Source organism: Streptomyces sp. NPDC059452 (assembly GCF_042750035.1).
GTDB lineage: Bacteria > Actinomycetota > Actinomycetes > Streptomycetales > Streptomycetaceae > Streptomyces.
Genome location: NZ_JBHYVE010000001.1, coordinates 498,002 through 524,036, shown reverse-complemented (window position 1 = coordinate 524,036; position 26,035 = coordinate 498,002). Strand labels below are relative to the sequence as shown.

23 protein-coding genes and 1 tRNA gene are annotated in these 26,035 nt (G+C 70.8%); 20 read left to right on the top strand and 4 right to left on the bottom strand.

Annotated features, from left to right (window positions below):
* Nucleotides 1-44: 44 nt before the first annotated feature.
* The 3 genes from wecB to ACFW9Z_RS02410 form a co-directional block, all read right to left on the bottom strand.
* Complete coding sequence (wecB, locus tag ACFW9Z_RS02420) at nucleotides 45-1,139, bottom strand: non-hydrolyzing UDP-N-acetylglucosamine 2-epimerase (RefSeq protein WP_384633049.1); 1,095 nt, start codon at nucleotides 1,137-1,139, stop codon at nucleotides 45-47.
* Nucleotides 1,140-1,335: 196 nt separating this feature from the next.
* Nucleotides 1,336-2,346 carry an acyltransferase family protein gene (locus ACFW9Z_RS02415; RefSeq protein ID WP_384633046.1) on the bottom strand — a complete coding sequence of 337 codons (1,011 nt, stop codon included), beginning with the start codon at nucleotides 2,344-2,346 and terminating at the stop codon, nucleotides 1,336-1,338.
* A gap of 114 nt (nucleotides 2,347-2,460) precedes the next feature.
* Nucleotides 2,461-3,063, bottom strand: a complete 603-nt coding sequence (locus ACFW9Z_RS02410; protein ID WP_384633043.1) for an acyltransferase — start codon at nucleotides 3,061-3,063, stop codon at nucleotides 2,461-2,463.
* 290 nt (nucleotides 3,064-3,353) lie between these two features.
* Between ACFW9Z_RS02410 and rplU the strand changes: the two genes are divergently transcribed.
* The 12 genes from rplU to ACFW9Z_RS02350 all read left to right on the top strand — a co-directional run bounded on the left by rplU (nucleotide 3,354) and on the right by ACFW9Z_RS02350 (nucleotide 19,721).
* Nucleotides 3,354-3,674 (top strand): 50S ribosomal protein L21, encoded by a 321-nt coding sequence (rplU, locus tag ACFW9Z_RS02405; RefSeq protein WP_008738952.1) that lies wholly within the window; start codon nucleotides 3,354-3,356, stop codon nucleotides 3,672-3,674.
* A 14-nt stretch (nucleotides 3,675-3,688) separates the two neighbouring features.
* Nucleotides 3,689-3,946, top strand: a complete 258-nt coding sequence (rpmA, locus tag ACFW9Z_RS02400) for a 50S ribosomal protein L27 (protein WP_015608479.1) — start codon at nucleotides 3,689-3,691, stop codon at nucleotides 3,944-3,946.
* A 143-nt stretch (nucleotides 3,947-4,089) separates the two neighbouring features.
* On the top strand, nucleotides 4,090-5,526 hold the full coding sequence (gene obgE, locus ACFW9Z_RS02395; RefSeq protein WP_384633038.1) for a GTPase ObgE: 1,437 nt from the start codon (nucleotides 4,090-4,092) through the stop codon (nucleotides 5,524-5,526).
* 307 nt (nucleotides 5,527-5,833) lie between these two features.
* Nucleotides 5,834-7,330 carry an SDR family NAD(P)-dependent oxidoreductase gene (locus ACFW9Z_RS02390; protein WP_384633035.1) on the top strand — a complete coding sequence of 499 codons (1,497 nt, stop codon included), beginning with the start codon at nucleotides 5,834-5,836 and terminating at the stop codon, nucleotides 7,328-7,330.
* A gap of 227 nt (nucleotides 7,331-7,557) precedes the next feature.
* Complete coding sequence (locus ACFW9Z_RS02385) at nucleotides 7,558-9,660, top strand: hypothetical protein (RefSeq protein ID WP_384633032.1); 2,103 nt, start codon at nucleotides 7,558-7,560, stop codon at nucleotides 9,658-9,660.
* Nucleotides 9,661-9,889: 229 nt separating this feature from the next.
* Nucleotides 9,890-11,125, top strand: a complete 1,236-nt coding sequence (locus ACFW9Z_RS02380) for a glycosyltransferase family 2 protein (RefSeq protein ID WP_384633029.1) — start codon at nucleotides 9,890-9,892, stop codon at nucleotides 11,123-11,125.
* 176 nt (nucleotides 11,126-11,301) lie between these two features.
* Nucleotides 11,302-14,070: a CDP-glycerol glycerophosphotransferase family protein gene (locus tag ACFW9Z_RS02375; RefSeq protein ID WP_384633026.1), complete on the top strand. Its 2,769-nt coding sequence runs from the start codon at nucleotides 11,302-11,304 to the stop codon at nucleotides 14,068-14,070.
* 293 nt (nucleotides 14,071-14,363) lie between these two features.
* A complete protein-coding gene (gene proB, locus ACFW9Z_RS02370; protein ID WP_384633378.1) occupies nucleotides 14,364-15,482 on the top strand; it encodes a glutamate 5-kinase in 1,119 nt (372 codons plus the stop codon).
* A gap of 127 nt (nucleotides 15,483-15,609) precedes the next feature.
* The gene (locus tag ACFW9Z_RS02365; protein ID WP_384633023.1) at nucleotides 15,610-16,101 is read left to right on the top strand and encodes a hypothetical protein; all 492 of its coding nucleotides are present in this window, start codon (nucleotides 15,610-15,612) and stop codon (nucleotides 16,099-16,101) included.
* A 96-nt stretch (nucleotides 16,102-16,197) separates the two neighbouring features.
* Nucleotides 16,198-17,481: a glutamate-5-semialdehyde dehydrogenase gene (locus tag ACFW9Z_RS02360; protein ID WP_384633020.1), complete on the top strand. Its 1,284-nt coding sequence runs from the start codon at nucleotides 16,198-16,200 to the stop codon at nucleotides 17,479-17,481.
* 314 nt (nucleotides 17,482-17,795) lie between these two features.
* On the top strand, nucleotides 17,796-18,371 hold the full coding sequence (locus tag ACFW9Z_RS02355) for a hypothetical protein (protein ID WP_384633017.1): 576 nt from the start codon (nucleotides 17,796-17,798) through the stop codon (nucleotides 18,369-18,371).
* Nucleotides 18,372-18,548: 177 nt separating this feature from the next.
* Nucleotides 18,549-19,721 (top strand): hypothetical protein, encoded by a 1,173-nt coding sequence (locus ACFW9Z_RS02350; RefSeq protein WP_384633014.1) that lies wholly within the window; start codon nucleotides 18,549-18,551, stop codon nucleotides 19,719-19,721.
* Here the strand turns inward: ACFW9Z_RS02350 and ACFW9Z_RS02345 are convergent.
* Entirely contained in the window at nucleotides 19,648-20,787 is a 1,140-nt protein-coding gene (locus tag ACFW9Z_RS02345; protein WP_384633011.1) for a M48 family metallopeptidase, read from the bottom strand. The genes ACFW9Z_RS02350 and ACFW9Z_RS02345 overlap by 74 nt on opposite strands.
* A 111-nt stretch (nucleotides 20,788-20,898) precedes the next feature.
* Between ACFW9Z_RS02345 and ACFW9Z_RS02340 the strand changes: the two genes are divergently transcribed.
* From ACFW9Z_RS02340 to ACFW9Z_RS02305, 8 genes are all read left to right on the top strand, one after another.
* Nucleotides 20,899-21,051: a hypothetical protein gene (locus tag ACFW9Z_RS02340; RefSeq protein WP_384633009.1), complete on the top strand. Its 153-nt coding sequence runs from the start codon at nucleotides 20,899-20,901 to the stop codon at nucleotides 21,049-21,051.
* 84 nt (nucleotides 21,052-21,135) lie between these two features.
* On the top strand, nucleotides 21,136-21,297 hold the full coding sequence (locus tag ACFW9Z_RS02335; RefSeq protein WP_384633006.1) for a hypothetical protein: 162 nt from the start codon (nucleotides 21,136-21,138) through the stop codon (nucleotides 21,295-21,297).
* 38 nt (nucleotides 21,298-21,335) lie between these two features.
* Nucleotides 21,336-21,953, top strand: a complete 618-nt coding sequence (gene nadD / locus ACFW9Z_RS02330; protein WP_093693259.1) for a nicotinate-nucleotide adenylyltransferase — start codon at nucleotides 21,336-21,338, stop codon at nucleotides 21,951-21,953.
* Between the two features lie 19 nt (nucleotides 21,954-21,972).
* A complete protein-coding gene (locus ACFW9Z_RS02325; protein ID WP_384633002.1) occupies nucleotides 21,973-23,829 on the top strand; it encodes an LCP family protein in 1,857 nt (618 codons plus the stop codon).
* A 149-nt stretch (nucleotides 23,830-23,978) separates the two neighbouring features.
* Entirely contained in the window at nucleotides 23,979-24,410 is a 432-nt protein-coding gene (rsfS, locus tag ACFW9Z_RS02320; RefSeq protein ID WP_384633000.1) for a ribosome silencing factor, read from the top strand.
* Nucleotides 24,407-25,060, top strand: coding sequence for a histidine phosphatase family protein (locus tag ACFW9Z_RS02315; protein WP_384633375.1), 654 nt, complete (start codon nucleotides 24,407-24,409; stop codon nucleotides 25,058-25,060). The genes rsfS and ACFW9Z_RS02315 overlap by 4 nt, the downstream gene beginning before the upstream one ends.
* A 133-nt stretch (nucleotides 25,061-25,193) precedes the next feature.
* Nucleotides 25,194-25,266: transfer RNA gene (locus ACFW9Z_RS02310), tRNA-Ala, on the top strand.
* A gap of 290 nt (nucleotides 25,267-25,556) precedes the next feature.
* Nucleotides 25,557-25,790 (top strand): hypothetical protein, encoded by a 234-nt coding sequence (locus ACFW9Z_RS02305; RefSeq protein WP_073216832.1) that lies wholly within the window; start codon nucleotides 25,557-25,559, stop codon nucleotides 25,788-25,790.
* The last annotated feature ends 245 nt before the right edge of the window (nucleotides 25,791-26,035 follow it).

Genomic DNA, 26,035 nt, shown 5'->3' with positions numbered 1-26,035 from the left:
GCTCACCCGCCGCAGCGGATGAGCCCTTCGGTGGTTTCACGGGGTCAGGCGCGGCGCGTGGCCTGCTCCATGAGCTTCACGACGCGCTGGGCGGCCGTGCCGTCCCCGTACGGAGCACCGTGCGGGGCCTCGGGGGCCGGACGGGTGGCCAGGGCCGACCAGTCGGCGGGGGCCATCGTGTGCGGGTCCGGGACGAGGTGGTTCCAGCCGTCCTCAAGGGTCTCGACCCACTCGGTCTCCGGCCGGATCGTCGTGCAGACGCGGTCCAGCAGGTACGCCTCCTTCTGGAGCCCGCCGGAGTCCGTCACCACCCCGGACGAGGCCAGGACGGCGGCGACGAGCCCGGCGTACGGCAGCGGCCGGCCCACGTGGACGGAGCCCTGCGCCAGGTCGATGCCGTGCTGCTGGGCCCGGGCGACCAGCCGGGGGTGCGCCAGGAGCGCCACCGGCACCGGCAGCGCGGCCAGCGCCCCGATGATGGCGGACAGCCGCTCCGGGTCGTCGGTGTTGTCCGGGCGGTGCAGGGTCGCCAGCAGGAACGGCCGGTCGGGGTCGATGCCCTCGGGCAGCGCCGGAGCGGGGTGCTCCCCGGCCAGCACGGCGTCCCTGATCCGCAGGCAGATGTCGACCATCACGTCACCGGCCAGCTCGGCCCGATCGGCCAGCCCCTCGTTGGCGAGGTGGCGCATGGCCTCCTCGGTCGGCGCGAGCAGCAGATCGGCGCAGTGGTCGGTCAGCACCCGGTTGTGCTCCTCCGGCATCCGCCGGTTGAACGACCGCAGCCCTGCTTCGAGGTGCGCGACCGGAAGGTGCTGCTTCACCGCCGAAAGCGCCCCGGCGATCGTGGAGTTGGTGTCGCCGTACACCAGGACCCAGTCGGGCTGCTCCGCGTCGAGCACGGGGTCGAGCGCGGAGAGCACCGACCCGGTCTGCACCCCGTGGCTCCCGGAACCGACACCGAGGTGCACGTCCGGGTCGGGGATGCCGAGCCCGGAGAAGAAGACGTCCGAGAGGTCCGCATCGTAGTGCTGTCCGGTGTGGACGATCACGTGCTGGTGCTCGGTCTGGGCGAATGCCGCCGCCACGGCGGCCAGCTTCACCAGCTGGGGGCGGGCACCGACGATGCTGATGACTTTCATTGCACGCTCTTCTTCTGGGTCGTACGACGATGGGACGGGTAAGGGCTTCGCCTGCTCGGCTGCGGGACCACGGGCTCCTGCGCCCCGGCCTGTTCCGCACGAGCTCCGGGAGCGGCCCCACCAGGGCCCCGGCGACGGAGCAGGCGTTCGAGCGGATGTTCCACGCCATGGTAAGCAATCGCGGCCAGGGCCAGACTCAGCACCAGCGTGGCGCTCCAGATCGTGACGGTGTCGAGCAGCCCCACCGGTTTGCCGAACACACCCAGCAGGGCCTGAGCACGATCTCGTGGAACAGGTACCAGGCGAACGACCACTGCCCGAGCTTGACCATGCCGGGTCCGGAGAGGCCGGTCCGGCGCCGCTCGACATCGGCGGTCGCCGCCGCCGCGACCAGGAGCGCGAAGAACGGCGTGGCCAGCAGCTGGGAAGCGGTGTAGGGGCTGTACCAGAGACTGTCGGGTACGGCGTTCGACCACGGGATCAGCACCAGGTGCCAGGCCACGACCAGCACGACGGCGGTACGCAGCCCGACCGGCGGGCGCCAGCCCCGCTTGACGGCGAGCCCGGCGGCGACGCCCAGGACGAACTGGAGTGTCCGGGTCGGTGGGAAGTAGTCCAGGGCCCACAGCCGCACCAGCGAATCGCTGATCAGGGCGCTGCCCAGCCAGACGCCCACGGAGGCGACGCACACGAAGACGGCGATGCCCACGCGCCCCCGGGAGCTCCGCATCAGCGGCAGCGCCATGAGGAGGGGGAAGAGCAGATAGAACCACGCCTCGTCGCTGAGCGACCAGGCGGCGGGGTTCCCGCCCACGAGATACGGGCGTTCGGGGACCCAGGCGTTCACCAGGGCCAGGGTGGCGGCGGTGCCCCGCAGCGATATGTCGGTGCCCAGCGCCCGCCATACGGCGAGGGAGGCGACCGTCGAGACGGCGAGCAGTGGCCAGATCCGGGCGAACCGACGCCAGAGGAAGACGACGACCGGCACGGACTTGCCGTCGTACGTCCACGCCAGCACGAACCCGGAGAGGACGAAGAAGAAGGTCACCCCGCTCCGCCCGTACCAGGTGAGATCACTGATCCAGGGGAGCTCACCGGCCTGCCGCGACAGGTGGTAGAGCACGACGGCCAGTGCCGCCCAGAAGCGCAGTCCGGTGAGTGAGTCCAGCCGCGAACGCCCGGCCTCCGACAGGGGGCCCTTCGCCATCGGCGTCATCCTTCTCTGGCTTCTCTGAGCCGGCGTATGAGCGGTCGGCGCAAGAGCTTCTGGGGGAGCGGTGTCACGAGCGTGGTGGCGAAGTCGTGTCGTACGGTCACGGAGTCAGCCCGCCCGCTCGGTGAGGACGCCGTCGTGCTCCTCGTACAGGCCACCGCTCTGCGGGCACTCCCACACGCCCGGCTCTCCCTCGCGGGCCACCAGGCGTACGCCGCTGCGGCCCACCCAGCCGATCTGCCGGGCCGGTACGCCGACGACCAGGGCGAAGTCGGGGACGTCCTTGGTCACCACCGCGCCCGCCGCGACCATCGCCCACCGGCCGATCCGGACCGGGGCCACGCAGACGGACCGGGCGCCGAGCGACGCGCCCTCGGCGACCTTGACGCCGACGGCCTCCCAGTCGCCGCCGCGCTTCTGCTTGCCGTCGGGGTCCACCGAGCGCGGGTTGTGGTCGTTGGTGAGGACGACGGCGGGGCCGACGAAGACGCCGTCGCCGAGCTCGGCGGGCTCGTAGACGAGGGCGTAGTTCTGCAGCTTGACGTTGTCGCCGATCCGGACCCCGGTGCCGACGTACGCGCCCCGGCCGACGACACAGCCCTCGCCGAGCTTCGCCCCCTCACGGATCTGAGCCAGCTCCCAGACGCTGCTGCCTGCGCCGATCTCGGCGGTCTCGTCGACCTGGGCGGTGGGCTGGACCCTGTAGTTCACGTCGTACCTTCCGGAGAGCTGACTGGCCCGGAAAGCATAGGTGGGGCCGGGTGTACGGGGGAGCCGCGGCGGGCCGCCGGGCCGGTTTGACCCCCACACCCCCGCCCCGTAACCTTGACCCTCGGTGTGTTTTCCATACGCGCCTACCCCTGAGCACATCCCTCCCGGTCACGGTCGGTGTTCGCGCCGTCCGCCAGGAGAGGCCGCTCATCCTTCCGGATCGTCCCGGGCCCCGGCCCGTGCGAGCGGCTGGCATCAGGGGATCCGTTCCGAGCGAGAGAGAGATCCGCGTGTACGCCATCGTGCGCAGCGGTGGTCGCCAGCACAAGGTAGCTGTCGGCGACATCGTTGAGGTTGACAAGATTTCCACTGCCAAGGTTGGCGACACGGTCGAGCTCTCGACCCTGCTCGTTGTCGACGGCGACGCCGTGACCAGCGACCCGTGGGTGCTGGCCGGGATCAAGGTCCAGGCCGAGATCGTGGACCACCACAAGGGCGCGAAGATCGACATCCTTCGCTACAAGAACAAGACCGGCTACCGCCGTCGCCAGGGTCACCGCCAGCAGTACACGGCGATCAAGGTCACCGGTATCCCCGCGGCTGCGAAGTAAGGGACTGAGAACACATGGCACACAAGAAGGGCGCATCGTCCACTCGGAACGGGCGCGATTCCAATGCTCAGCGGCTCGGCGTGAAGCGCTTCGGCGGTCAGGCCGTCAACGCCGGTGAGATCCTGGTCCGCCAGCGTGGCACCCACTTCCACCCGGGCACGGGCGTCGGCCGTGGCGGCGACGACACGCTGTTCGCGCTGACCGCCGGTGCGGTGGAGTTCGGTACGCACCGCGGCCGCAAGGTCGTGAACATCGTTCCGCTCGCCGTCTGATCCTCTTAGACGCGCGCAGAACGGCACAGCACCTTCCGAGGGCGGATCTCAGCTTTCCCGGCGAACGGGGAAGCGGGTCCGCCCTCGGCGTGTTACGACAGAGACAATTCCGTATTTCCCCGCAGTACCTGGAGGCACCAACCATGACCACCTTCGTGGACCGCGTCGAGCTGCATGCCGCCGCGGGTAACGGAGGCCACGGCTGCGCCTCCGTACACCGTGAGAAGTTCAAGCCGCTGGGCGGCCCCGACGGGGGCAACGGCGGACGGGGCGGCGATGTCATCCTCGTCGTCGAGCAGTCCGTGACCACGCTGCTGGACTACCACCACAGCCCCCACCGCAAGGCCACCAACGGCCAGCCCGGCGCCGGTGACAACCGCTCCGGCAAGGACGGTCAGGACCTCGTCCTGCCCGTGCCCGACGGCACCGTCGTCCTCGACAAGGCCGGGAACGTGCTCGCCGACCTCGTCGGCCAGGGCACCACCTTCGTCGCCGGACAGGGCGGCCGCGGCGGCCTCGGCAACGCGGCGCTGGCCTCCGCCCGCCGCAAGGCGCCCGGGTTCGCGCTGCTCGGTGAGCCGGGGGAGAGCCGGGACATCGTCCTGGAGCTCAAGACCGTTGCCGACGTGGCCCTCGTGGGGTACCCGAGCGCGGGCAAGTCCTCGCTGATCTCGGTGCTCTCCGCGGCCAAGCCGAAGATCGCGGACTATCCGTTCACCACGCTGGTGCCCAACCTCGGTGTCGTCACCGCGGGCTCGACCGTCTACACCATCGCCGACGTCCCGGGCCTCATCCCCGGCGCCAGCCAGGGCAAGGGCCTCGGCCTGGAGTTCCTGCGCCACGTCGAGCGCTGCTCGGTGCTCGTCCACGTCCTGGACACCGCGACCCTGGAGTCCGACCGGGACCCCGTCTCCGACCTCGACATCATCGAGGAGGAGCTGCGCCAGTACGGAGGTCTGGACGACCGGCCCCGCATCGTCGCCCTGAACAAGGTCGACATCCCCGACGGCCAGGACCTCGCCGACATGATCCGCCCCGACCTGGAGGCCCGCGGCTACCGTGTCTTCGAGGTCTCCGCGATCGCCCACAAGGGCCTCAAGGAGCTGAGCTTCGCGCTCGCCGGGATCATCGCCGAGGCGCGTGCCACCAAGCCGAAGGAGGAGGCGACCCGTATCGTCATCCGCCCCAGGGCCGTGGACGACGCGGGCTTCACCGTCACCCTGGACGACGAGGGCATCTACCGGGTGCGCGGCGAGAAGCCCGAGCGCTGGGTGCGCCAGACCGACTTCAACAACGACGAGGCCGTCGGCTACCTCGCGGACCGGCTCAACCGCCTCGGTGTCGAGGACGCCCTGATGAAGGCGGGCGCCCGGGCCGGTGACGGCGTGGCCATCGGCCCCGAGGAGAACGCGGTCGTCTTCGACTGGGAGCCGACCGTCAGCGCCGGTGCCGAGATGCTGGGCCGCCGGGGTGAGGACCACCGCCTGGAGGAGCCGCGCCCCGCCGCCCAGCGCCGCCGGGACCGCGACGCCCAGCGCGACGACGCGGAGAAGGAGTACGACGAGTTCGACCCCTTCTAGCGCCACGATGACCGGACGGCTCGGCTCCGTATGGGGCGGGCCGTCCGGTAGCCTCACGCCCGGGTGCCGGACGTTCCCGCCGTTCCGGCCGGTCACCCCGGGTGCACGTGCTGTGGATGTGCCGATTACGCAACGTCTCTGTGGATTCGGTCACCCCGCGTACGGCCCGGCGCCGCCCAACCTCCCTGGCCAGAGGGTGAACTGCGGGTTTCCGCAGGACGATCGGCGGACGACGTCCACCTTGCGAGACGGTCACGGAGAGTGCGACCATCACACTGTTCCTCCGTCATAGCAAGGTAGGTCGTCTGTGTCTGTGCCGCACGAAGCCAAGCCCCGGACCACAGCGGTCGTACTCGCCGGTGGTACCGGACAGCGCGTGGGACTGTCGATCCCCAAGCAGCTCCTGAAGATCGCCGGCAAGGCCGTCATCGAGCACACGCTGACCATCTTCGAGAACGCCGAGGACATCGACGACGTCATCGTGCTGATGGCGCCCGGGTTCGTGCCCGACGTCGAGAAGATCGTCGCCAAGGCCGGACTGGCCAAGGTCACCCGGATCATCGAGGGCGGCTCCACCCGCAACGAGACCACCGAGCGCGCCATCGCGGCCCTCGGCGAGGGCCTGGCCGAGGGCGAGGACCGCAACGTCCTCTTCCACGACGCGGTGCGCCCCCTGCTCTCCCAGCGCGTCATCAAGGACTGCGTCGACGCCCTCGACCGCTACCAGGCCGTCGACGTCGCGATCCCGTCGGCGGACACGATCATCGTGACCCGCACCCACGGCGGGGACGGGGAGTTCATCACCGAGGTCCCCGACCGCTCCCGGCTGCGCCGCGGCCAGACCCCGCAGGCCTTCAAGCTCTCCACCATCCGCAAGGCCTACCGGATCGCGGCCGGAGACCCCAACTTCCAGGCGACCGACGACTGTTCGGTGGTCCTCAAGTACCTCCCCGACGTGCCGATCTACGTGGTCGCGGGCGACGAGTACAACATGAAGGTCACCCAGCCGGTCGACGTCTTCATCACCGACAAGCTCTTCCAGCTCGCCTCCACCGCCGCCCCGCGCCAGGCCGACGAGGCCGCCTACCGCGAGCTGCTCTCCGGCAAGACCCTCGTCGTCTTCGGCGGTTCGTACGGGATCGGCGCCGACATCGCGACGCTGGCCGAGAGCTACGGCGCGAGCGTCTACGCCCTGGGCCGCTCCACCACCGGCACCCACGTGGAGAACCCGGAACACGTCGAGGAGGCGCTCTCCAAGGCGTACGCCGAGACGGGCCGCATCGACTACGTCATCAACACGGCGGGCGTCCTGCGCATCGGCAAGCTGGCCGAGACGGACAACGCGACCATCCAGGAAGCGCTGAACGTCAACTACCTGGCCCCCGTCCAGATCGCCCGCGCCTCCTACAAGTACCTCGCCGAGACCCAGGGCCAGCTGCTGCTCTACACCTCCAGCAGCTACACCCGGGGCCGCGCCGAGTACAGCCTCTACTCCTCCACCAAGGCCGCCATGGTCAACCTCACCCAGGCGCTCGCCGACGAGTGGGCGGGCGAGGGGATCCGGGTCAACTGCGTCAACCCGGAGCGGACCGCGACGCCGATGCGCACCAAGGCGTTCGGCCAGGAGCCGGAGGGCTCGCTGCTCTCCTCGGAGGCCGTGGCCCGCACCTCGCTGGACGTCCTGCTCTCCGCGCTGACCGGTCACGTCATCGACGTACGGCAGCAGGACCCGACGGCCGGAGCCGCCGACTCCGGGTTCGAGCAGGCGCTGGCCTCCGTGCTGGACCGTCAAGAAGATGTGTAATAATTCTTGACAATTGTGCTTATCCGGGCCTCTGTTGTCGCTTTCTGCGACCGCAGAGGCCCGAATGCGTGAAGCCGTGCCTTCACATTTCCCTCAATACGTGAATCAAACCGGCACCCCCCTGGAGCAGGTTCTTCGTGATCTCGACAGCCATTCGTCTGGCCCGTGTGGGCAGCAGGTCAGAACTGGCGGCAGCGTTGTTGATGGGGCTGGGATATCCCTGCGTCATGCTTGCCGCGCTCATTCCGCACACCTGGTTGTTCGTGGCGGCCGTGACGGTGACGTATGCCTCGGACTGGTATCTGCACCAGCGGGGGAGCTATCTGATCAACCGGCTCGGCAAGGTCCGGGCCGGGCTGCCCATACGGTTCCTGCTGCGCCAGCTGATGCTCATCCTGCTGCTGGCCCGGCTGGGCCTCGCGGCGGAGCCGCTGTTCTACACGGCGGTCGCCTGCTTCCTGCTCTTCTACGGACTCCAGGCCCCGCACGGCGCCCTGACGACCCTGATCCGGCTCCGCCGCACCATGCCGGTCGTCACCCGCAACGTGGACCTGCACGCCGTCCGCATCCCCGACGCCCCGCCGGCCGTGCTGCTGCGCCGCTCCGCCGAGAAGATGCTGCACCTCGACATCCCGGCGATGCTCGGCATCCTGATCGCCGCCGGGACCGGTGAGGACCTCGTCGGTTACGCGGGCGCCGCGCTCACCCTGCTGCTCGCCCTGGCCTACCTCGCCGCGCTCGTCCCGTACGTACGCCGCAGTCGGCTGGTGCCCTCGGCCCCCGCCGTGCTCAAGGCCGTCGACGGCTGGCTGCGCGAGTACCAGCCGACGGTGGTGCTCTACTTCTCCGGCTCCAACGAGTCCGCCTACCAGGGCAACATGTGGCTGGAGACCATGGCCCGGATCGAGGGCCGGCCGCTGATCATCATGCGGGAGCGCGGTCTGGTCCCGCAGCTGGCCGAGACCTCCGTCCCGGTGATCTGCGTCCCGGCGGGCACGCACCTGATGAACCTGGACCTCTCCACCGTCCGGGTCTGCCTGTACCCGGCCAACGTCGGCAAGAACATCCACATCCTGCGCGTGCCGACCATGAAGCATGTCTTCATCGGCCACGGCGACAGCGACAAGCTCGCCAGCGTCAACCCGTACTCCAAGGTCTACGACGAGGTCTGGACGGCCGGCCGGGCCGGGCGTGACCGCTACGCGCTGGCCGACGTCGGCGTCCGCGACGAGGACATCGTCGAGGTCGGCCGCCCGCAACTGGAGCCCATCAAGAGCTGGACGGGCGCGGTCAGGAACCCCATCCCGACCGTGCTGTACGCGCCCACCTGGGAGGGCTGGGACGACAACCCCGGCAACACCTCCCTGCTGCTCGCGGGCGAGAACATCGTGCGCCGGCTGCTCGCCGCCGACGACCAGGTCCGGATCATCTACAAGCCGCACCCCTTCACCGGTATCCGCAGCGCCAAGGCCAAGGCGGTCGACGCCCGGATCCGCGGGATGCTGGGGAAGGCCGCCACCGAGCGCGCCGCCGAGCCCCGCTGGGCCAAGGAGGCCGAGGGGACGGCCGCCGCCCGGAGCGCCGCCCGCGCCGAGCTGGTCCGGATCGACGCGCGCCTCGCGGAGCTCGCGGCCCTGGGCCACTCCGGCGGGGACGACGCGGAGGAGTCGCGGGTCTCGCTCGCCGACCCGGCCCGTGAGGCGGAGGCGGCGCGGCTGCGGGCCGAGTGGAACGACGCCTACTGGCGCTCCTTCGGCTGGTGGGAACACCGTACGGTGACGGGCGCGCAGCCCAAGCTGTACGACTGCTTCAACGAGTCCGACGCGATGGTCTCGGACATCTCCAGCGTGGTGTCCGACTTCATCGCGAGCGGCAAGCCGTACGCGGTCACCGACTCCGCGGGGCTGGGCGCCGAGGAGTTCAAGCGGCAGAACACCGCCGTACGGGCCGCGGTCATCCTGTCCAACGGCGCCGAGGAGCTCGACGAGCTGCTGGCCGCGGTCGCCGACCCGGCCAAGGACGCGCTGGCCGGGGCCCGCCGGGAGCTGAAGACCTACCTCCTGGGCCCGGACGAGCCGACCTCCATGGAGCAGTTCAACGCCGCCGTACGGGCGCTCGCCGCCAAGGCCGAGGCCCGCAACGCGGGGGTCGCCCAGCGGATCGGCGACCAGGCCGTGGCCGTACCGGACCGGGAGGCGGACTCCAGCGGCGTCGGCACGGGCGAGCCGGAGGCGCTGGCCGAGGCCGGCCTCGCGGCGGACCCGGACGCGGTGGAGGCGGCGGAGGCGGCGGAGGCCGCTGCCGCCGAGGAGACCTCGGCGGTGCGCTGAAGCGCGTACAGCTGACAGCTCAAGCGCGTACGGCTGGAGCTCGTACGGCCGGAAGATGTCCCGCCGAAGGGCGCACATCTGACCGAACTGGCTGAAAACGACGCAACCCATAGGGCGACCCGTACATCTCCCCTGAGGGGGGGATGCACGGGTCGTTCGGCATGTCGATGCATAAAGAGTGCAGAGTCGGGCAATCCGCCCTCTTTCGTGATCAAATCGACAGGTGCACATGGCCGACATGCCCAGGAAGAACCACGAGCCCGATGTCAGTGTGATCATCGGGGCATACGACGCGATGCCCTACCTGGTCCGGTGCCTGGAGTCCGTGGAGGCGCAGACGATCGGCGCCGGACGGCTGGAGATCATCGCGGTCGACGACGGCTCCACGGACGGCACGGGTGAGTATCTGGAGGAGTTCGCAGCCCGGACGGCCGTCCCCACGCGGGTCGTCCGGCAGGCCAATTCCGGCGGCCCCAGCGGCCCGCGCAACGTCGGTCTGGGCCTCGCCCGAGGCCGGTACGTCTTCTTTCTCGACGCCGACGACTACTTCGGCGAGGAGGCCCTGGAGCGGATGGTCGCCATGGGTGACCGGGCGGGCACGGACGTGGTGCTCGGAAAGATCGTCGGCGTCAACCGCGGTGCGGCCAAGTCGATGTGGAAGGAGACCGTTGAGCGCGCCGACCTGTACTCCTCCAACATCAAGTTCACGCTGAGCGCGCAGAAGCTGTTCCGGCGCGACCTTCTTGTACGGCTCGGCATGTCCTTCGACGAGACGCTGAAGACGGGCGAGGACGCGCTGTTCACCATGGAGGCCTACCTCCGCGGCAACGGCGTCTCCGTCGTCGCCGACTACACCTGCTACTACCTGGTGGGCCGCGAGGACCGCAACCAGATGACCAAGAAGGGCAACTACACCCGGCGGTTCGACTCCGCCCGCGCCCTCATGAAGCTCATCGCCGACCAGGTGCCCGCCGGGCCCCGCCGGGACGCGCTGATGGTACGTCCGTTCGTCATCACGCTGCTGCCCCAGTTCGGACCCGGACTGCTGAAACAGTCCGACGCCGTACGCCAGAGGAAGATGGCGCTCGCCGCCCCCCTCATGGAGGCCTACTGGACGCCGGAGATCGGCCGCCGGCTCAAGGTCCACGAGCGGCTGCGGCTCGCCTGTGTCGCCGAGGGGCGGCTCGACCTGCTGCTCGACATCGTGAGCTTCCTGCGCGCCAAGGAGGAGCCCGCGACCGTACGCCGGGACAACCGCCTCCACCTGGCATATCCGCACTTCGGCGAGGGTTCTTCGGTGCTCCCCGAGCGGGCCTACGAGGTCACCGTCACCGAATGGATCGGCGGCCGGCGGATCGACCCACCGCACTCCGGCTCCCCGGTCTCCCTCGCCCGGCGCGTGATCCGCAAGGCCCGCCGTACGCTGCTGAGCGCCCTGCGCGCCCCCCGCGCACACCGCGTCTGACCGGACGCTCCACGGGCCCGGAGGCCCGTCCCGGCGAGAGTCCGGGGCGGGTCGATCCTGTGATTGGCCTCACGCCATACTGGGGTGCAACCATGAGACCGTTGTAGGCGTCTCATTTACGCCCCGTCTTCCAGGGGTTCATCATCTGCACGTCCCCCCGGAAAGGCCCTCTCCCCGTGGCGTCCCTCGAAGCGATCCCCGAAGAGCTCAGCCGGCTCATGAAGTACTTCCCGGAGACTCCGGCCGAGGAGCGCCCCGCCTTCCACAGCGCGGCCAAGGACTTCCTGGACCGCGCCGCCCCCAAGGTCGTCCGGCAGTTCTCCCCGATGGCCCGGGTCAAGTGGCACCTGGCGGCCAGCGGACGCGGCGAGGAGCTGGCAGGCCTGCTCCACTACGAGCGGGAGAACCCGGGAGCCTTCGCCGTGAAGGGCCTGCGGCGCGCCCGCATCGAGCTGCCCGGCATCGAGAGCTCCTCGCTGCCCTCCTCGGTCCGCAACTTCAACCGCAGCGAACTCCCCGTACGCGGCAAGCTGCTGGACCTCGTCTGGGAGGACGGCAAGCTCCTCGTCAAGGGCTACGCCTACATCCCCAACGTCCCCTCCGCCACCGGCAAGCGCTCCCTGCGCGTCGCCGTGCTGCGCCGGCAGGGCAGCCGCTCCACCCTCCCGCTGCGCCTGCGCACGGTCGAGGAGCCCCGCGCCACCGCCGAGGCCAAGGGCGCCCTGCACAACTACGACTGGTCGGGCTTCGAGATCGGCATCGACCCGGGCCGGCTCCGGGTGCGCGGCCAGTGGCAGTCCGGCACCTGGCGCCTGGGCGTCGGCATCCCGCGCCCCGGCGGCATGTCCGTGGGCAGCATCACCAAGAACACCGCGGGCGCGGCCGGACACAGCTTCACCCGCGTCCTGGACGACGGCGTCCGGCTCGTCGCAGGCTTCGACCGCAACCGCCTCAAGCTCACCGTGGACGTCGTCCCCGCCGAGATCGACGCCCAGGAGGTGGACGGCGACACCCTCACCGTCACCCTCCGCTCCCGCGTCACCGCCCCCGCGGGCAAGTTCCCCAAGGCCCTGCGCATCGACCACGAGCCGAGCGGCTTCACCACCGACCTGCCCCTGGAGCAGACCGGGACCGGCGACGACGGCTGGTTCCGCCACACCGCGAAGCTCCCCCTCGCCGACCTGCCCACCACCGGCATCACCCCCGGCAAGTCCCGCAAGTACCGCACGCTCATCGTCTTCGCCGACGGCACCACCCGCCGCGCCACCAACGGCGAGAACCTGCGCACCGGAGTCCACCCGCTGCCCGACGGGCGCGAGCTGGCCATCGTCACCGACGGCGCCGGGAACTTCACCCCGCAGCTGCGCACCGTCCAGCCGGTCGTCGACAGCGTCGAGTGGAGCGCGGACGGCGAGCTGGTGCTCTCCGGCGCCTACACCGGCCCGGCCGAGCAGATGAAGATGGTCCTGCGCCACACCGGCCGCAACGAGGACCGGCCGCTGCCCGTCGAGTTCGCGGACGGCCGCTTCACCGCCCGGCTCCGCCCGGACACCATGGAGACGTACGAGGGCACCGTGCCGCTGCGCGCCGGCCGCTGGATGCCGCGCCTGCGCCTGCGCACCGAGTGGAACCACGTCCGCGACCTCCCCGTCACGATCCGCCCCGACCTCGTCTCCGTACTGCCGCTCTCCCACCGGGGCGAGCACCGCACGTACACCGTGGAGCGGCTCGACTTCGACCGGATCTTCGTGGAGTCCGGACCGGTCCTCGGCCCGGAGCTGCGCGGCGCCTACCGCCAGCGCCTCATGCGCGACGTCTACACCCCCGAACAGCGCAAGCTGCCGCTGCGCGAGGCCGTGCTCTACAACAGCTTCGGCGGCAAGCAGTTCTCCGACTCCCCGCGCGCGGTCTACGAGGAGCTCAAGCGCCGGGGCACCGACGTCGAGCACATCGCGATGGTCCACGACCAGCAGGTCGTCCTCCCGCCCGGCGTGCGCGGCGTGGAGTGGGGCAGCGAGGAGTGGTACGAGGCGCTGGCCCGCAGCCGGTACGTCGTCACCAACGGCGGCATCCGGGAGTGGTTCGTCCGCCGTGAGGGCCAGGTCGTCGTCCAGACCTGGCACGGCACCCCGCTCAAGCGCATCGGCGCCGACCTGCTGGGCACCCCGAAGGCGAACCTGGCCTACATCGCGAGCCTCCCGCAGCGCTCGCGCCAGTACAGCCTGTTCATCACGCCGAACGCCTTCACCACCCCGATCATGACCAACTCCTTCCGCCTCCAGTGCGAGGTCCTGGAGGCGGGCTACCCGCGCAACGACGTCTTCCACGCCCCCGACCGGGTCAAGCGCGCCACGGCCGTACGGGAGAAGCTCGGCATCCCCGCGGGCAAGAAGGTCGTGCTGTACGCGCCCACGTGGCGCGACGACCAGCGCTACGGCGGCCGCCGGTTCAAGCTGGACAACAAGATCGACGTCGAGGCGGCGAAGCGCGAGCTCGGCGAGGACCACGTGCTGCTCTACCGCAAGCACCACAAGGTCCTGGACTCCATCCCCGGCGCCGGACAGGGCTTCGTCTACGACGTCACGTACTACCCGGACATCGCCGACCTCTACCTGATCGCCGACGTGCTGATCACGGACTACTCCTCGGTGCTGTTCGACTTCGCCCACTCCGGGCGGCCGATGCTCTTCTTCACGTACGACCTGGAGCACTACCGCGACACCCTGCGCGGCTTCTACTTCGACTTCACCTCCCGCGCTCCCGGACCGCTGATCAAGACCTCCGAGGACCTGGTCTCCGCGATCCGGAACATCGACGCGGTGAGCGAGGAGTACAAGGAGAAGTACGCCCAGTTCCGGGTCGACTTCTGCGAGCCCTCCGACGGGCGCGCCGCCGCCCGGGTCGTCGACCGGATGCTCGCCATCAAGGACGAGCAGCAGCGCTGAACCACCCCGGCCGCCCCGAGCCGTCCACCGGTCGAAACCGGCGGGCGGCGGGGGCGGCCGCTCGCGTACTGTGCTGTGCCGGGGGCGGCACGAACGCTCCTCACCGAAGACCGGAACACGGGAACACCGGAACACCGGGGTACCGGGGTACCGGAACACTGCGACAAAGGTTCACAGGTTCACGGGTTCAGCGGTTCACCGGTTCAGTGGTTCACCCGGGGCTATTCAGAGCGAGGAAGCACGTGTCAGAGCGCACGCCGTCGGAGCACGGGCTGTCGGAGCACCGTTCGGAAGTGACCGGCGCCCGCAGGATCGTCGTCAAGGTCGGCTCCTCCTCGCTCACCACGGCCTCCGGCGGACTGGACGCCGACCGCGTCGACGCCCTCGTCGACGTCCTGGCCAAGGTCAGGGACGGTGGCGAACGCGAGGTCGTCCTCGTCTCCAGCGGTGCCATCGCCGCCGGGCTCGCCCCGCTCGGCCTGGTCCGCAGGCCCAAGGACCTCGCCCGCCAGCAGGCCGCCGCCAGCGTCGGCCAGGGCCTCCTGGTGGCCCGCTACACCGCCTCCTTCGCGCGCTACGGCATCCGCGTCGGCCAGGTGCTCCTCACCGCCGACGACACCAGCCGCCGCGCCCACTACCGCAACGCCTACAGCACCCTCGACCAGCTCCTGGAGATGGGCGCGGTCCCCGTCGTCAACGAGAACGACACCGTCGCCACCGACGAGATCCGCTTCGGTGACAACGACCGGCTCGCCGCGCTGGTCGCCCACCTCGTCCACGCCGACCTCCTCGTCCTCCTCTCCGACGTGGACGGTCTCTACGACGGCCCGCCCGGCACCCCCGGCGCCACCCGGATCGCCGAGGTCACCGGCCCCGGGGACCTGGCCGACGTCACCATCGGCAGCGCCGGGAAGGCGGGTGTGGGCACCGGCGGCATGGTCACCAAGGTCGAGGCCGCCAACATCGCCACCGCCGCCGGGGTCCCCGTCGTCCTCACCTCCGCCAGCCGGGCCGCCGACGCCCTCGCGGGCCGCGACACCGGTACGTACTTCCACCGCACCGGCCGCCGCTCCGCCGACCGGCTCCTGTGGCTCGCCCACGCCTCCACCCCGCAGGGCGCGCTCACCCTGGACGACGGCGCCGTACGGGCCGTCGTGGAGCGCCGCACCTCGCTGCTGCCCGCCGGGATCTCCGCCGTCGAGGGCGAGTTCAGCGCAGGCGACCCGGTCGAGCTGCGCGATCTGCGCGGCACTCCGGTCGCCCGCGGGCTCGTCAACTTCGACGCGAAGGAGATCCCCCAGCTGCTCGGCCGCTCCACCCGCGATCTGGCCCGTGAACTGGGCCCCGCCTACGAGCGCGAGGTCGTACACAGGGACGATCTGGTCATTCTCACGCCCCGCCTCACCCCCTGAAACGGCTGAAAGTCCCGCTGTAGGGCAGTGACCTTTACCAAAACCGCCCCACGCCCGGCCGTGGACTGGTCCACTTTGTAGCGGGGAATCAGGGGTCCGCACAGCAACACATCACAGGAGGCCGCCGGTGAGACGAGCGCGCCCGGGGGCGTCGCCCCGAGGCACGGGCAGCCGCGCCCTGACGAGTGTCGGAGCGGGGGCTGATTTCGACCGGAACCCGCCCCTGGGAGGCACCGCCGAACAGGAGCCGGTGCCGGAGCGGCAGGAGGACCGCCCGCAGTCGAAGCTGTGGCACATCACCCTCTGCGTCGCGGGTGCCGAGACCCCGCTGGGGGAGGTCAGACGCGGCCTGGAACAGCTCGCGCACGACCATCCCTTCCTGCTGACCAGCCGCTACGCCAACGACCACGCGGAGATCCGCTACTGGGAAGAGGCCCGCGACCTGCACGACGCGGCCGCGGTCGCGCTGCGGCTCTGGGGCGAGCACCGCTCCAGCGCCCAGCTCCCGCCGTGGAAGATCGTCGGCCTCGAAGTCATCGACCGTGAGACATACCACCAGCGCATCGCCGAGGGGTACGGGCCGCCGCCCGCCGCGCCCGTCGGCGTGCACCCGTACTGAAGGCCGTGTGATGCGAGGCGTCCGCCCCTCGGGTCGGCCGTCTCGCATCACGGGATACGTGCCGTATGCCCGCAGAGCGCGCATTACCCTGCGGGCATGACCACGCTCTCGCCCTACGACAACCTGTCCCCGGTCGCGCAGACCGCCTACCGGGCCCGCGCCGCCGCCGCAGATATCGCGCCACTTCCGCGCGCCGCCAAGGACGACGCGCTGCTGGCCATCGCGGACGCCCTCGAAGTGCGGACCGCCGAGATCGTCGAGGCCAACGCGCAGGACGTCGAGCGGGCCCGCGAGGCCGGCACGAGCGAGGGCATCATCGACCGGCTCACCCTCACCCCGGAGCGCATCCGGGCCATCGCCGCCGACGTACGGGACGTGGCCGCGCTGCCCGACCCGGTCGGCGAGGTGGTGCGCGGCTCCACGCTGCCCAATGGCATCGACCTGCGCCAGGTCCGCGTCCCCCTCGGCGTGGTCGGCATCATCTACGAGGCCCGCCCCAACGTCACCGTGGACGCCGCCGCCCTCTGCCTGAAGTCCGGCAACGCGGTCCTGCTGCGCGGCTCCTCCTCCGCGTACGCCTCCAACACCGCCCTGGTCCGCGTCCTGCGCGACGCGGTCGGCGGCTCGGGCCTCCCCGCCGACGCGGTGCAGCTCGTCCCGGGCGAGAGCCGCGACTCGGTACGGGAGCTGATGCGGGCCCGCGGCCTGGTCGACGTCCTCATCCCGCGCGGCGGCGCCTCGCTGATCCGTACGGTCGTCGAGGAGTCCACGGTCCCCGTCATCGAGACCGGAACCGGCAACTGCCACGTCTACGTCGACGCGGAGACCGACCTCTCCATGGCGGTCGACATCCTGATCAACTCCAAGGCCCAGCGCCCCAGCGTCTGCAACGCCGCCGAGACCCTGCTCGTCCACAAGGACGTCGCCGACGCCTTCCTGCCGCTCGCCCTGGACGCGCTCGCCGAGGCCGGGGTGACCGTGCACGGCGACGAGCACGTCCTCGCGCACGCCGAGGGGACCAAGGCCACCGTGGTCGCGGCGACGACGGAGGACTGGGAGACGGAGTACCTGTCGTACGACATCGCGGCGGCGGTCGTGGACTCGCTGGACGCGGCGGTGGCGCACATCCGGCTCTGGTCCTCCGGCCACACCGAGGCGATCGTGACGACCTCGCAGGCGGCGGCCCGCCGGTTCACCCAGCTGGTCGACTCGACCACGGTCGCCGTCAACGCCTCCACGCGCTTCACGGACGGCGGGCAGTTCGGCTTCGGCGCCGAGATCGGCATCTCCACCCAGAAGCTGCACGCCCGGGGCCCGATGGGTCTGCCGGAGCTGACCTCCACGAAGTACATCGTCACGGGCGACGGCCACACCCGGTAGCGACGCCTTCGCCCGCCCGCCGGTCGGGGCGATCCCGCCCGGCGGGCGGCGGGAGCTGGTACGCGGTGGCAGGGGGCCCGGCGGGGCGCCTGCGGGCCCGGAGGGGCGTGGCGTGGGCCGGGCGTGGTGGCGTGGTCCGGGCCGGGCGTGGCGCGGCGCGGGCCCGGAGGGGCGGCACGGCCCAGGCGTGGCGCGGCGCGGGCCCCGGCGGGACGCGCACGGGTCAAGGACCGGCCGCATGTTCCCCCGGCCGCCCGCCGGGAGAATCGGCGGAGCACCTGCCCAAAAGGTCCCCGCGGGGCTACGCTGAAACCGTGCCGGACGACGTGGGGGGCAAGCCGTTCCCGGACGGCTGGGAGCCCGACGACGACCGCGGGGGCGCGGACGAGGACTTCGCCTCCGTGGTGTTCGACGAGGACTTCGTCCGGGCCGCCACCGTTCATGAACCCACCGCCGTGGAGCGCCTTCTCGCCGCCGCGGAGGCCCGTGCGCAGGCCGACGCCGCCCGGGCCCGCCGCAGCCGCCGCCCCACGGACGGCGAGTACGGCTCCTACGGGCGCTCCCGGGGCTACCACGACCCCCAGGACCTCGACTACGACCCCGAGTGCGACGACGGGGCCGGACAGGGCCCCTACGGGCCGGGCGGCGGAGTGCGGCCCTACCGGGGCGCCGCCCGCTGGCACCGCCCGGTCGCCTGGCTGCTGGCCCTGGTGATGGGCGTCGGGATGGTCGTCCTCGCCTTCACCGCCGTCTACCGGGGCGCCTCGGCCCACCGCCAGGACCCGGTGCCGCCGCCCGTGACCAGCGGGGTGGACAAGCCCGGGTCCGTCCCGTCGGCCTCCGCCGACCACTCCCGCCCGGCGGTCTCCGCCACGCCCCGCACTCCCTGAACGCTCCCGCGTCACCCGTCGACGGTCCCGCGTCACCCGTCCGGCGGCCGTCGCGGGCACCACTTGCCGCCGCTCTCCGCGTTTACGTACGCGCCGATCGACCTACTCTGAAGATGTGCCCCCTCGCTTCCCCGGGGGCTTCTCGCTGACCGGTGGTGCGAGATCGGGAGAGACGTCATGACAGGCCGCTCAGAACCCCCGAACGGCCCGCCCGAGAACCCCGAGGGCGGCGAGGACGAGTACCGCTCGCTCGTCTTCGACGAATCGTTTGTCCGCAGTGCCCGCATGCAGGAGTTCTCGGCCCAGGAGCGGATGGGCGAGCACGCCCGTGCCGTGCGGACGCTGCCGGAGCCGGTGGCCCCGGCCAACCACGGCTCCAGGGCCGCCATCGTGCTGGTCGTCCTGATCGCCCTGGCCTTCGCGACGGCCGTCTACATCGGCTTCCGCAACCCCTATCCGCAGCCCGTCCCCCGCAGGGCCGAGCCGCTGCGCACCACCATCGTGCCCCTCGCCCCGCGAGCGGCCGTGCCCGCCGGATCACCCGAGCGGCTGTACCGGGCCGCCCCGCTCTCCGGCTTCCGGATCGGTGCGGAGGGCATCAACTTCCCCTCCGTACGGCGCACGCAGAACTTCTCCGACAGCCAGATCACCACCGCCCTCGCCACGGTCAAGGACTACCTGGTGGAGTCCTCGCTCAACCCGGACGTCCTCACCGGCCAGGTCCGCCGCCCCGTCGAACAGCTCCTGGACCCGGACCAGCGGGGCCAGTTCGAACGGTCCATGAGCAGCCCCGCCGACGACGGGCTCCACGCCGCCACGGGCTGGCTGGTGCGCTTCGACCCGGCCCGGGTGGAGCTCGCGGACCCCCAGGTCCGGGTCCAGGGCACGCTCGCGTACGCGGAGGACGGCGCGGGCACCCTGGAGGTCGTCTCGGACCACACCTTCACCTACGCGCTGCGCCCGGCGGAAGGCCCCCGGAAGGAGGACGGCGCCTCCCTCTTCACCGTCCGCCGCGAGCTGCACTTCCGCTTCGACCGGGAGGACCTGCGGCTGCACCGGCTGGAGCTGCGCACCGCCCACGTACAGGCCGGTCCGCAGTCCTGCTCGGCCGGTGCCGCGGGGATGCTGCGCCCGCTCCTGGCGGGGGAGCGGGCCGACGACAAGGGCCCCGCGGCCACCGACCCGTACGCCTCGGGCCGGACGGCGGCGGCACTCTGCGGGACCCTCGCACCGCTCGGCACCCCGACCGCCGCCGCCTCGGGCGCCCCCGGTGCCGCTACCCCTTCCGGGGCCCCTCCCCAGGCCCCTGAGACCCCTCAGGCCCTTCGGGAGTTCCGCCCTCGTCTGTAGCGGAACCGCCCGCCGGTCCCTGCGTACCGCCCTTCGCGCCCCCACCGCCGCCGGTGAACTTGTCGCGCAGCTTGCCGCCCAGGTCCCCGGCGCCTCCGGCGATGTCACCGACCAGCTTCATCAGCGGGTCCTTGCTGGTGCGCACCGTGTCGGCGTAGTGCGAGGCGGACTCCCGGAACGAGTCCGACACCGAGGCGTCCTTGTCCTCGTCGCGCCGGGGGTAGTGACCGTCCATGATCCGCTGGTAGTCGCGGGTCTCCGACCACTTCTTCAGCTCGGCGGCCCGCACCGTGGTGAAGGGATGCGTCCGGGGCAGCACATTGAGGATCTTGAGGACCGAGTCCCGCAGGTCCCCGCCCTTCTCGTACTCGTCGGCCTGGGCGAGGAAGGCGTCCACGTTCATCTCGTGGAGGTGGTTACCACCGGCGATCTTCATCAGACCGCGCATCGAGGCCTGGATGTCCTGGCCCACCAGCAGACCGGCCCGGTCGGCGGAGAGCTCCGACTTGCGGAACCACTCGCGCAGCGCCGTCACTATGGCCATGATCGCCACGTTCCCCAGCGGGATCCAGGCGACCTTCACGGCCAGGTTGGTCAGGAAGAGCAGTATCGTCCGGTACACCGAGTGACCGGACAGCGCGTGGCCCACCTCGTGGCCCACCACCGCCCGCATCTCCTCCTCGTCGAGCAGCTCGACCAGGCCGGTGGTGACCACGATGATCGGCTCGTCCAGCCCGATGCACATCGCGTTGGGCTGCGGGTCCTGCTTGACGTACATCGGCGGGACCTTCTCCAGGTCCAGGATGTAACACGCGTCGCGCAGCATGTCGTTGAGGTGCGCGAACTGCGCCTCGCTCACCCGCACGGAGTCGGAGAGGAAGAGCAGCCGCAGACTGCGCTCGGGGAGCAGCCCGCTGAGCGCCTTGAACACGGTGTCGAAGCCGGTGAGCCTGCGCAGGGCCACCAGGGCCGAGCGGTCCGCCGGGTGCTCGTAGGCCCGGGACGAGATCCCGGGGAATCGCCTGCGCGCCCTGCTCGGCACGTTCTCGTGACTGCTGTCGGTCATGGGTGGCCCCCTGTTCGTACGAGACGTCGCTCGTCCCCCGGACAAAACCCAGCGTATGTGCTGGCGCTACGGTGTGCGGGGGGCTGTGGATAACTATGAGGAGCGCCCGAAATGCCGCACACCGCCGTACTGCTCGCCGCCGTCTCCGCCGAGCAGGGGCCGGGCAACACCCTCCGGATCGTGCTGCTGGCCTCGATCGTCGGAGCGGTGCTGCTCGCCTGGTTCCTGCTGCGCGGATACCGCGACAACGATGACAACGACTGAGTCGGCGTGAGCGTGCCCGGGGGCCCCGCATACGATGTGCCCGACGTCTTCCTTCCGATTCACGATCGATAGGTCCTGCCGAAGATGAGCCTCACGAGCACCGCACACCAGCTGGCCACTCTCGCCTCCGGCGGCGGCGAGGGCGGCAACCACGAAAGCCTCAACCCGTACCTCATCGGCGGCGGAGCCCTCCTCGCGCTGTTGTTCCTGCTCTGGGTCACCACCCGCTTCAACCGCGACCGCTGAGTCAGAGGCGTACAGCTGTGCCAGTAGGCTCTGCACGCATGGGAGAGCAGGAAGTGCCTACCGGCCCCGGCAAACGCCGCATCGGCGTCATGGGCGGGACGTTTGACCCGATTCACCATGGACACCTGGTGGCGGCCAGTGAAGTGGCCGCCCAGTTCCATCTGGACGAGGTCGTGTTCGTCCCGACCGGGCAGCCGTGGCAGAAGAGCCACAAGAAGGTCTCCCCGGCCGAGGACCGCTATCTGATGACGGTCATCGCCACCGCGTCCAACCCGCAGTTCTCGGTGAGCCGCAGCGACATCGACCGTGGCGGACCGACGTACACGATCGATACGCTGCGGGACCTGCGCGAGGTCCACGGCGACGCGGACCTCTTCTTCATCACCGGCGCCGACGCGCTCTCCCAGATCCTCACCTGGCGCGACGCGGAGGAGCTGTTCTCGCTCTCCCACTTCATCGGTGTGACCCGGCCGGGTCACGTGCTCACGGACGACGGACTCCCCGAGGGCGGTGTCTCCCTCGTGGAGGTGCCCGCGCTGGCGATCTCGTCCACGGACTGCCGTGAGAGGGTCGCGCAGGGGGAGCCGGTCTGGTACCTGGTGCCGGACGGCGTGGTCCGCTACATCGACAAGCGCCAGCTGTACCGCGGCGACTGAGCCACGGAGAGGGGCACCGGTGAACGACCGACAGAACCCGTACGACCACGACCCGTACTACCAGCAGCCGCAGATCATCGGCTACGACGAGTACGGGCAGCCGGTGTACCAGCAGCAGGGGCAGCAGCAGAGCGGGCAGCAGTACGACCCCTACGCCGCCCAGCAGGGCCAGGGCCAGGCCCCGGGGACGGGGTACGGATACGACCCGTACGGCCAGACCCAGCAGCCTCAGGCCCAGCCGTACGACCCCTATGCGGGCCAGCAGCAGCCCCAGCAGGACCAGGGCGGCCAGAACAACGATCAGACGTACGGGCAGCAGGGTTACGGCTACGGGGGCTACACCGACTACGGCTACGCCACCGGCCAGCAGCAGTCCCACCAGCACCAGCACCAGCAGTCGGCCGCGGTCGACACCGGTGAGCAGTGGAACATCCCGCAGCAGGCCGCCGCCCCCGCACCGGAACAGGCCCCGCAGCCCGCCGCACAGCCCGCCCGTGAGCAGGCCCCTGGGCAAGCCCCCGGCCAGGCAACCGGCCAGGCAACCGGGCAGGCCCCCCGGCGGGAGCCCTCGGCGGAGCCGGAGTCCGACCCCGCCGTCCCCGGGCAGCGCGGTCCCGCCCCGGACTACCGCACCGAGCAGTTCTCGTTCATCGAGGAGCCCGACGAGGACTCCGAGGACGTCATCGACTGGCTCAAGTTCACCGAGAGCCGCAGCGAGCGGCGCGAGGAGGCGCGGCGCAAGGGCCGCAACCGGATGATCGCGCTGATCGTCGCCGCCGTGCTCGTGGTCGTCGGCGGGGTCGGCTACCTCTGGTCCGCCGACCTGCTCCCCGGCCTCTCCGGTTCGGAGGAGAAGAAGGCCGCCTCGGCCGGTGCGCAGGAGCGCGACGTCATCGTGGTGCACCTCCACAACACCAAGAAGGGCGGCACCTCCACGGCCCTGCTCGTGGACAACGCCACCACCAAGCAGGGCACCACCGTCCTGCTGCCGAACACCCTCGCCGTCGCCGGTGAGGACGGGGCCGGCACCACGCTGGGCAAGTCCGTGGACGACGACGGCAGGACCGGCACCCGGGAGGCGATCGAAACCCTCCTCGGTACCAGGATCAGCGGAACGTGGCGGCTGGACACCCCGTACCTGGAGATCCTCGTCGAGCAGGTCGGCAACATCGAGATGGACACCGACACCGATGTGCCCGACGCCAAGAAGGGCGCCGCGCCTCTCGTGAAGAAGGGGGAGGGGCAGACGCTCAGCGGCCCGATGGCCGTCGCGTACGCCACCTACCTGGCCCCCGGCGAGGCCGAGGCCAAGCAGCTGAACCGGTTCGGGGAGGTCATGCGCGCGGTGCTGCGCAAGATCTCCGAGGACCCCAAGGCCGCGACCGTCACCGTGGAGACGCTGGCGCAGGTCCTGGACCCGTCGCTGCCGGAGAAGGACCTCGGGGCCTCGCTCGCCAAGCTGGCCTCGCGCGCCAAGGTCGGTGACTACAAGACGACGATGCTGCCGGTCCAGGACGACGGAACCCTCACCGACGCGGCCACCCGCAGTGTCGTCAAGGACATCCTCGGCGGCACGGTGAAGGCTCCCGAAGCGGGCGCGCCCGTCCGGGTCGCCGTCCGCAACGCCACCGGGGACGAACGCGCCGGGGAGTCGGCCCGGGTCGCGCTCGTCAACGGCGGCTACGCTTTCGTGAGCAGCGGCAAGGCCGACACCGAGGCCGAGTCCGTCGTCCTCTACCGGAGCGCCGAGGACAAGGAGAAGGCCACGGAGGTCGCCAAGACCCTGGGGCTGCCCGCCGGTGCCGTGAAGAAGGGCGAGCCGGCCGCCAACGCCGACGTGTCCGCCGTACTCGGCCAGAACTACAAGATCAAGTGACGCCGTCAGGGTCTCGTCGGCCGGCACTCCGCCGCCGTCCGGCGAGACCCTTTCCGCAGCTCACGGCCGGTGCGCGCCGAGGAGTGAAGGGCTGTCGGCGGTCCGTGAGACCCTAGAGGTTGCATCCGACCGCCGACGAAAGCCTGCATGTGACCGCCACGGACCGCTCCATCGAGCTCATCAACGCCGCCGCTCAGGCGGCCGCCGACCGGCTCGCGCACGACATCATCGCCTACGACGTCAGTGATGTGCTGTCGATCACCGACGCCTTCCTGCTGGCCTCGGCCCCCAACGACCGTCAGGTCAAGTCGATCGTCGACGAGATCGAGGAGCAGCTCCAGAAGCAGCTCGGCGCCAAGCCGGTGCGCCGTGAGGGCGACCGCGACGCCCGCTGGATCCTCCTCGACTACGTCGACATCGTCGTCCACGTCCAGCACAGCGAGGAGCGCGTCTTCTACGCGCTGGAGCGTCTGTGGAAGGACTGCCCGGAGATCGCCCTCCCCGAGGACGCGGTCAAGACCCGCGGCAAGGCCGAGGAGCACGCACAGCTCAACGGCAGCACGGAAGGTGACCAGAGCTGAACGGCAGTCGCAGCGGCAGGGGCCGCAAGATCGTCCTGTGGCGTCACGGCCAGACCGCGTGGAACCTGGAGCGGCGCTTCCAGGGCTCCACGGACATCGAGCTGACCGAAGAGGGCGTCGGGCAGGCCCGCAGGGCCGCCCGGCTGCTCGCCTCGCTGAAGCCCGACGCCGTGGTCGCGTCCGATCTGCGGCGGGCGGCGGCCACGGCCGCCGAGCTGGCCGCCGTGACGGGCCTCACCGTCTCCCACGACGCCGCACTCCGGGAGACGTACGCGGGCGTCTGGCAGGGCCTGACGCACGGGGAGATCATCGAGCGCCACGGCGAGGAGTACGCGGCGTGGAAGCGCGGCGAGCCGGTGCGCAGGGGCGGCGGTGAGCTGGAGACCGAGGTCGCCGACCGGGCCGCTCCGGTCGTCCTGGAGCACGCCGAGAAGCTGCCCGCCGACGGCACGCTCGTCGTGGTCAGCCACGGCGGCACGATCAGGACGACGATCGGCCGGCTGCTGGGCCTGGAGGCGCACCATTGGGAAGGGCTCGGCGGGCTGTCGAACTGCTGCTGGTCCGTCCTGGGCGAGGGCGCCCGCGGCTGGCGGCTGCTGGAGCACAACGCCGGCACGCTGCCGGAGCCGGTGCTCGGCGACGACGACTAGGGCCGGTCGACCAGGACCGGTCAACCAGGGCCGGTCATCGGGCCGTCCCGGCCGGATTTCACTTTCCGGCAGGTCACAGGCTAAAGTTCTTCTTGTTCGCAGCGCGGAAACGCAGGGAAACACAGCGGACAGCGGGGCTATAGCTCAGTTGGTAGAGCGCCTGCATGGCATGCAGGAGGTCAGGAGTTCAATTCTCCTTAGCTCCACAATCAAGATCCCGTCCCCGTTTGGGGGCGGGATCTTCTGTATGGAGACGTGCAGCGGGCTGACCCCCTTGCGGGGCCATGGCAGAATCGGAGCGCCGGAGGGGGCGACGGACCGATCGGGAGGGAGCGCGATGCCTGCGAGTCGCGAGCACGTCCCCGACCTGCCCCTTGCCGACCGGCCTCGTCTCGGCTGTCCGTCCTGTGGTTCGTCCCACGTCGCCCAGGTCCTGGGTGACAACGGAGGGGTCTCCTACGTGTGCACGGCCTGCGGCCACAGCTGGAGCTGACTGATGGGTGCACACAGGCGTAAGTGCGACTGGTGCGGCAGTGGTACGCCCATTGTCCGGGACATGGACCCGGTCAACCCGGAATACCAGTACTGGTGCGAGGAATGCGCCCGGGCGCTGATCATAAAAGGCGACCCCATCGAGACGTACCGGGAGCTTGAGGGGGAGCCGATCTACGGACGGCTCCTGGAGGAGCACTGCACGCTCAAGCGGTTCTACTCCTTCGCGACGGCGTGAGGGCCCGGCGGCCCGGCGGTCTGACGGCCCAGCGGTCCGGCGGTGTGACCCTCTGACCTGCGGCTGACGGTTCAACGCCCGGGATGATTCGGGCATATCGGTACGCACCGGAAGCGATTTGGTGAAGCGCCGGGGGGACCGTGTAATGTTCTCGATGTCGCCAAGGGAGACCGGGCGGCAAACAGCAAGGGGCTATAGCTCAGTTGGAACCCCGCCTGCAGGGCATCCTGTTTGACTGTTCTCCA

What these genes read in the sequence shown, in the direction of transcription:
- nadD (WP_093693259.1), top strand. Translation starts at nt 21,336, where the DNA reads ATGGGAGAGCAGGAAGTGCCTACCGGCCCCGGCAAACGCCGCATCGGC.
- ACFW9Z_RS02345 (WP_384633011.1), bottom strand. Translation starts at nt 20,787, where the DNA reads ATGACCGACAGCAGTCACGAGAACGTGCCGAGCAGGGCGCGCAGGCGA.
- rpmA (WP_015608479.1), top strand. Translation starts at nt 3,689, where the DNA reads ATGGCACACAAGAAGGGCGCATCGTCCACTCGGAACGGGCGCGATTCC.
- ACFW9Z_RS02385 (WP_384633032.1), top strand. Translation starts at nt 7,558, where the DNA reads ATGCTTGCCGCGCTCATTCCGCACACCTGGTTGTTCGTGGCGGCCGTG.
- ACFW9Z_RS02350 (WP_384633014.1), top strand. Translation starts at nt 18,549, where the DNA reads ATGACAGGCCGCTCAGAACCCCCGAACGGCCCGCCCGAGAACCCCGAG.
- ACFW9Z_RS02415 (WP_384633046.1), bottom strand. Translation starts at nt 2,346, where the DNA reads ATGGCGAAGGGCCCCCTGTCGGAGGCCGGGCGTTCGCGGCTGGACTCA.
- ACFW9Z_RS02360 (WP_384633020.1), top strand. Translation starts at nt 16,198, where the DNA reads ATGACCACGCTCTCGCCCTACGACAACCTGTCCCCGGTCGCGCAGACC.
- ACFW9Z_RS02305 (WP_073216832.1), top strand. Translation starts at nt 25,557, where the DNA reads ATGGGTGCACACAGGCGTAAGTGCGACTGGTGCGGCAGTGGTACGCCC.
- ACFW9Z_RS02335 (WP_384633006.1), top strand. Translation starts at nt 21,136, where the DNA reads ATGAGCCTCACGAGCACCGCACACCAGCTGGCCACTCTCGCCTCCGGC.
- wecB (WP_384633049.1), bottom strand. Translation starts at nt 1,139, where the DNA reads ATGAAAGTCATCAGCATCGTCGGTGCCCGCCCCCAGCTGGTGAAGCTG.
- obgE (WP_384633038.1), top strand. Translation starts at nt 4,090, where the DNA reads ATGACCACCTTCGTGGACCGCGTCGAGCTGCATGCCGCCGCGGGTAAC.
- ACFW9Z_RS02380 (WP_384633029.1), top strand. Translation starts at nt 9,890, where the DNA reads ATGGCCGACATGCCCAGGAAGAACCACGAGCCCGATGTCAGTGTGATC.
- ACFW9Z_RS02340 (WP_384633009.1), top strand. Translation starts at nt 20,899, where the DNA reads ATGCCGCACACCGCCGTACTGCTCGCCGCCGTCTCCGCCGAGCAGGGG.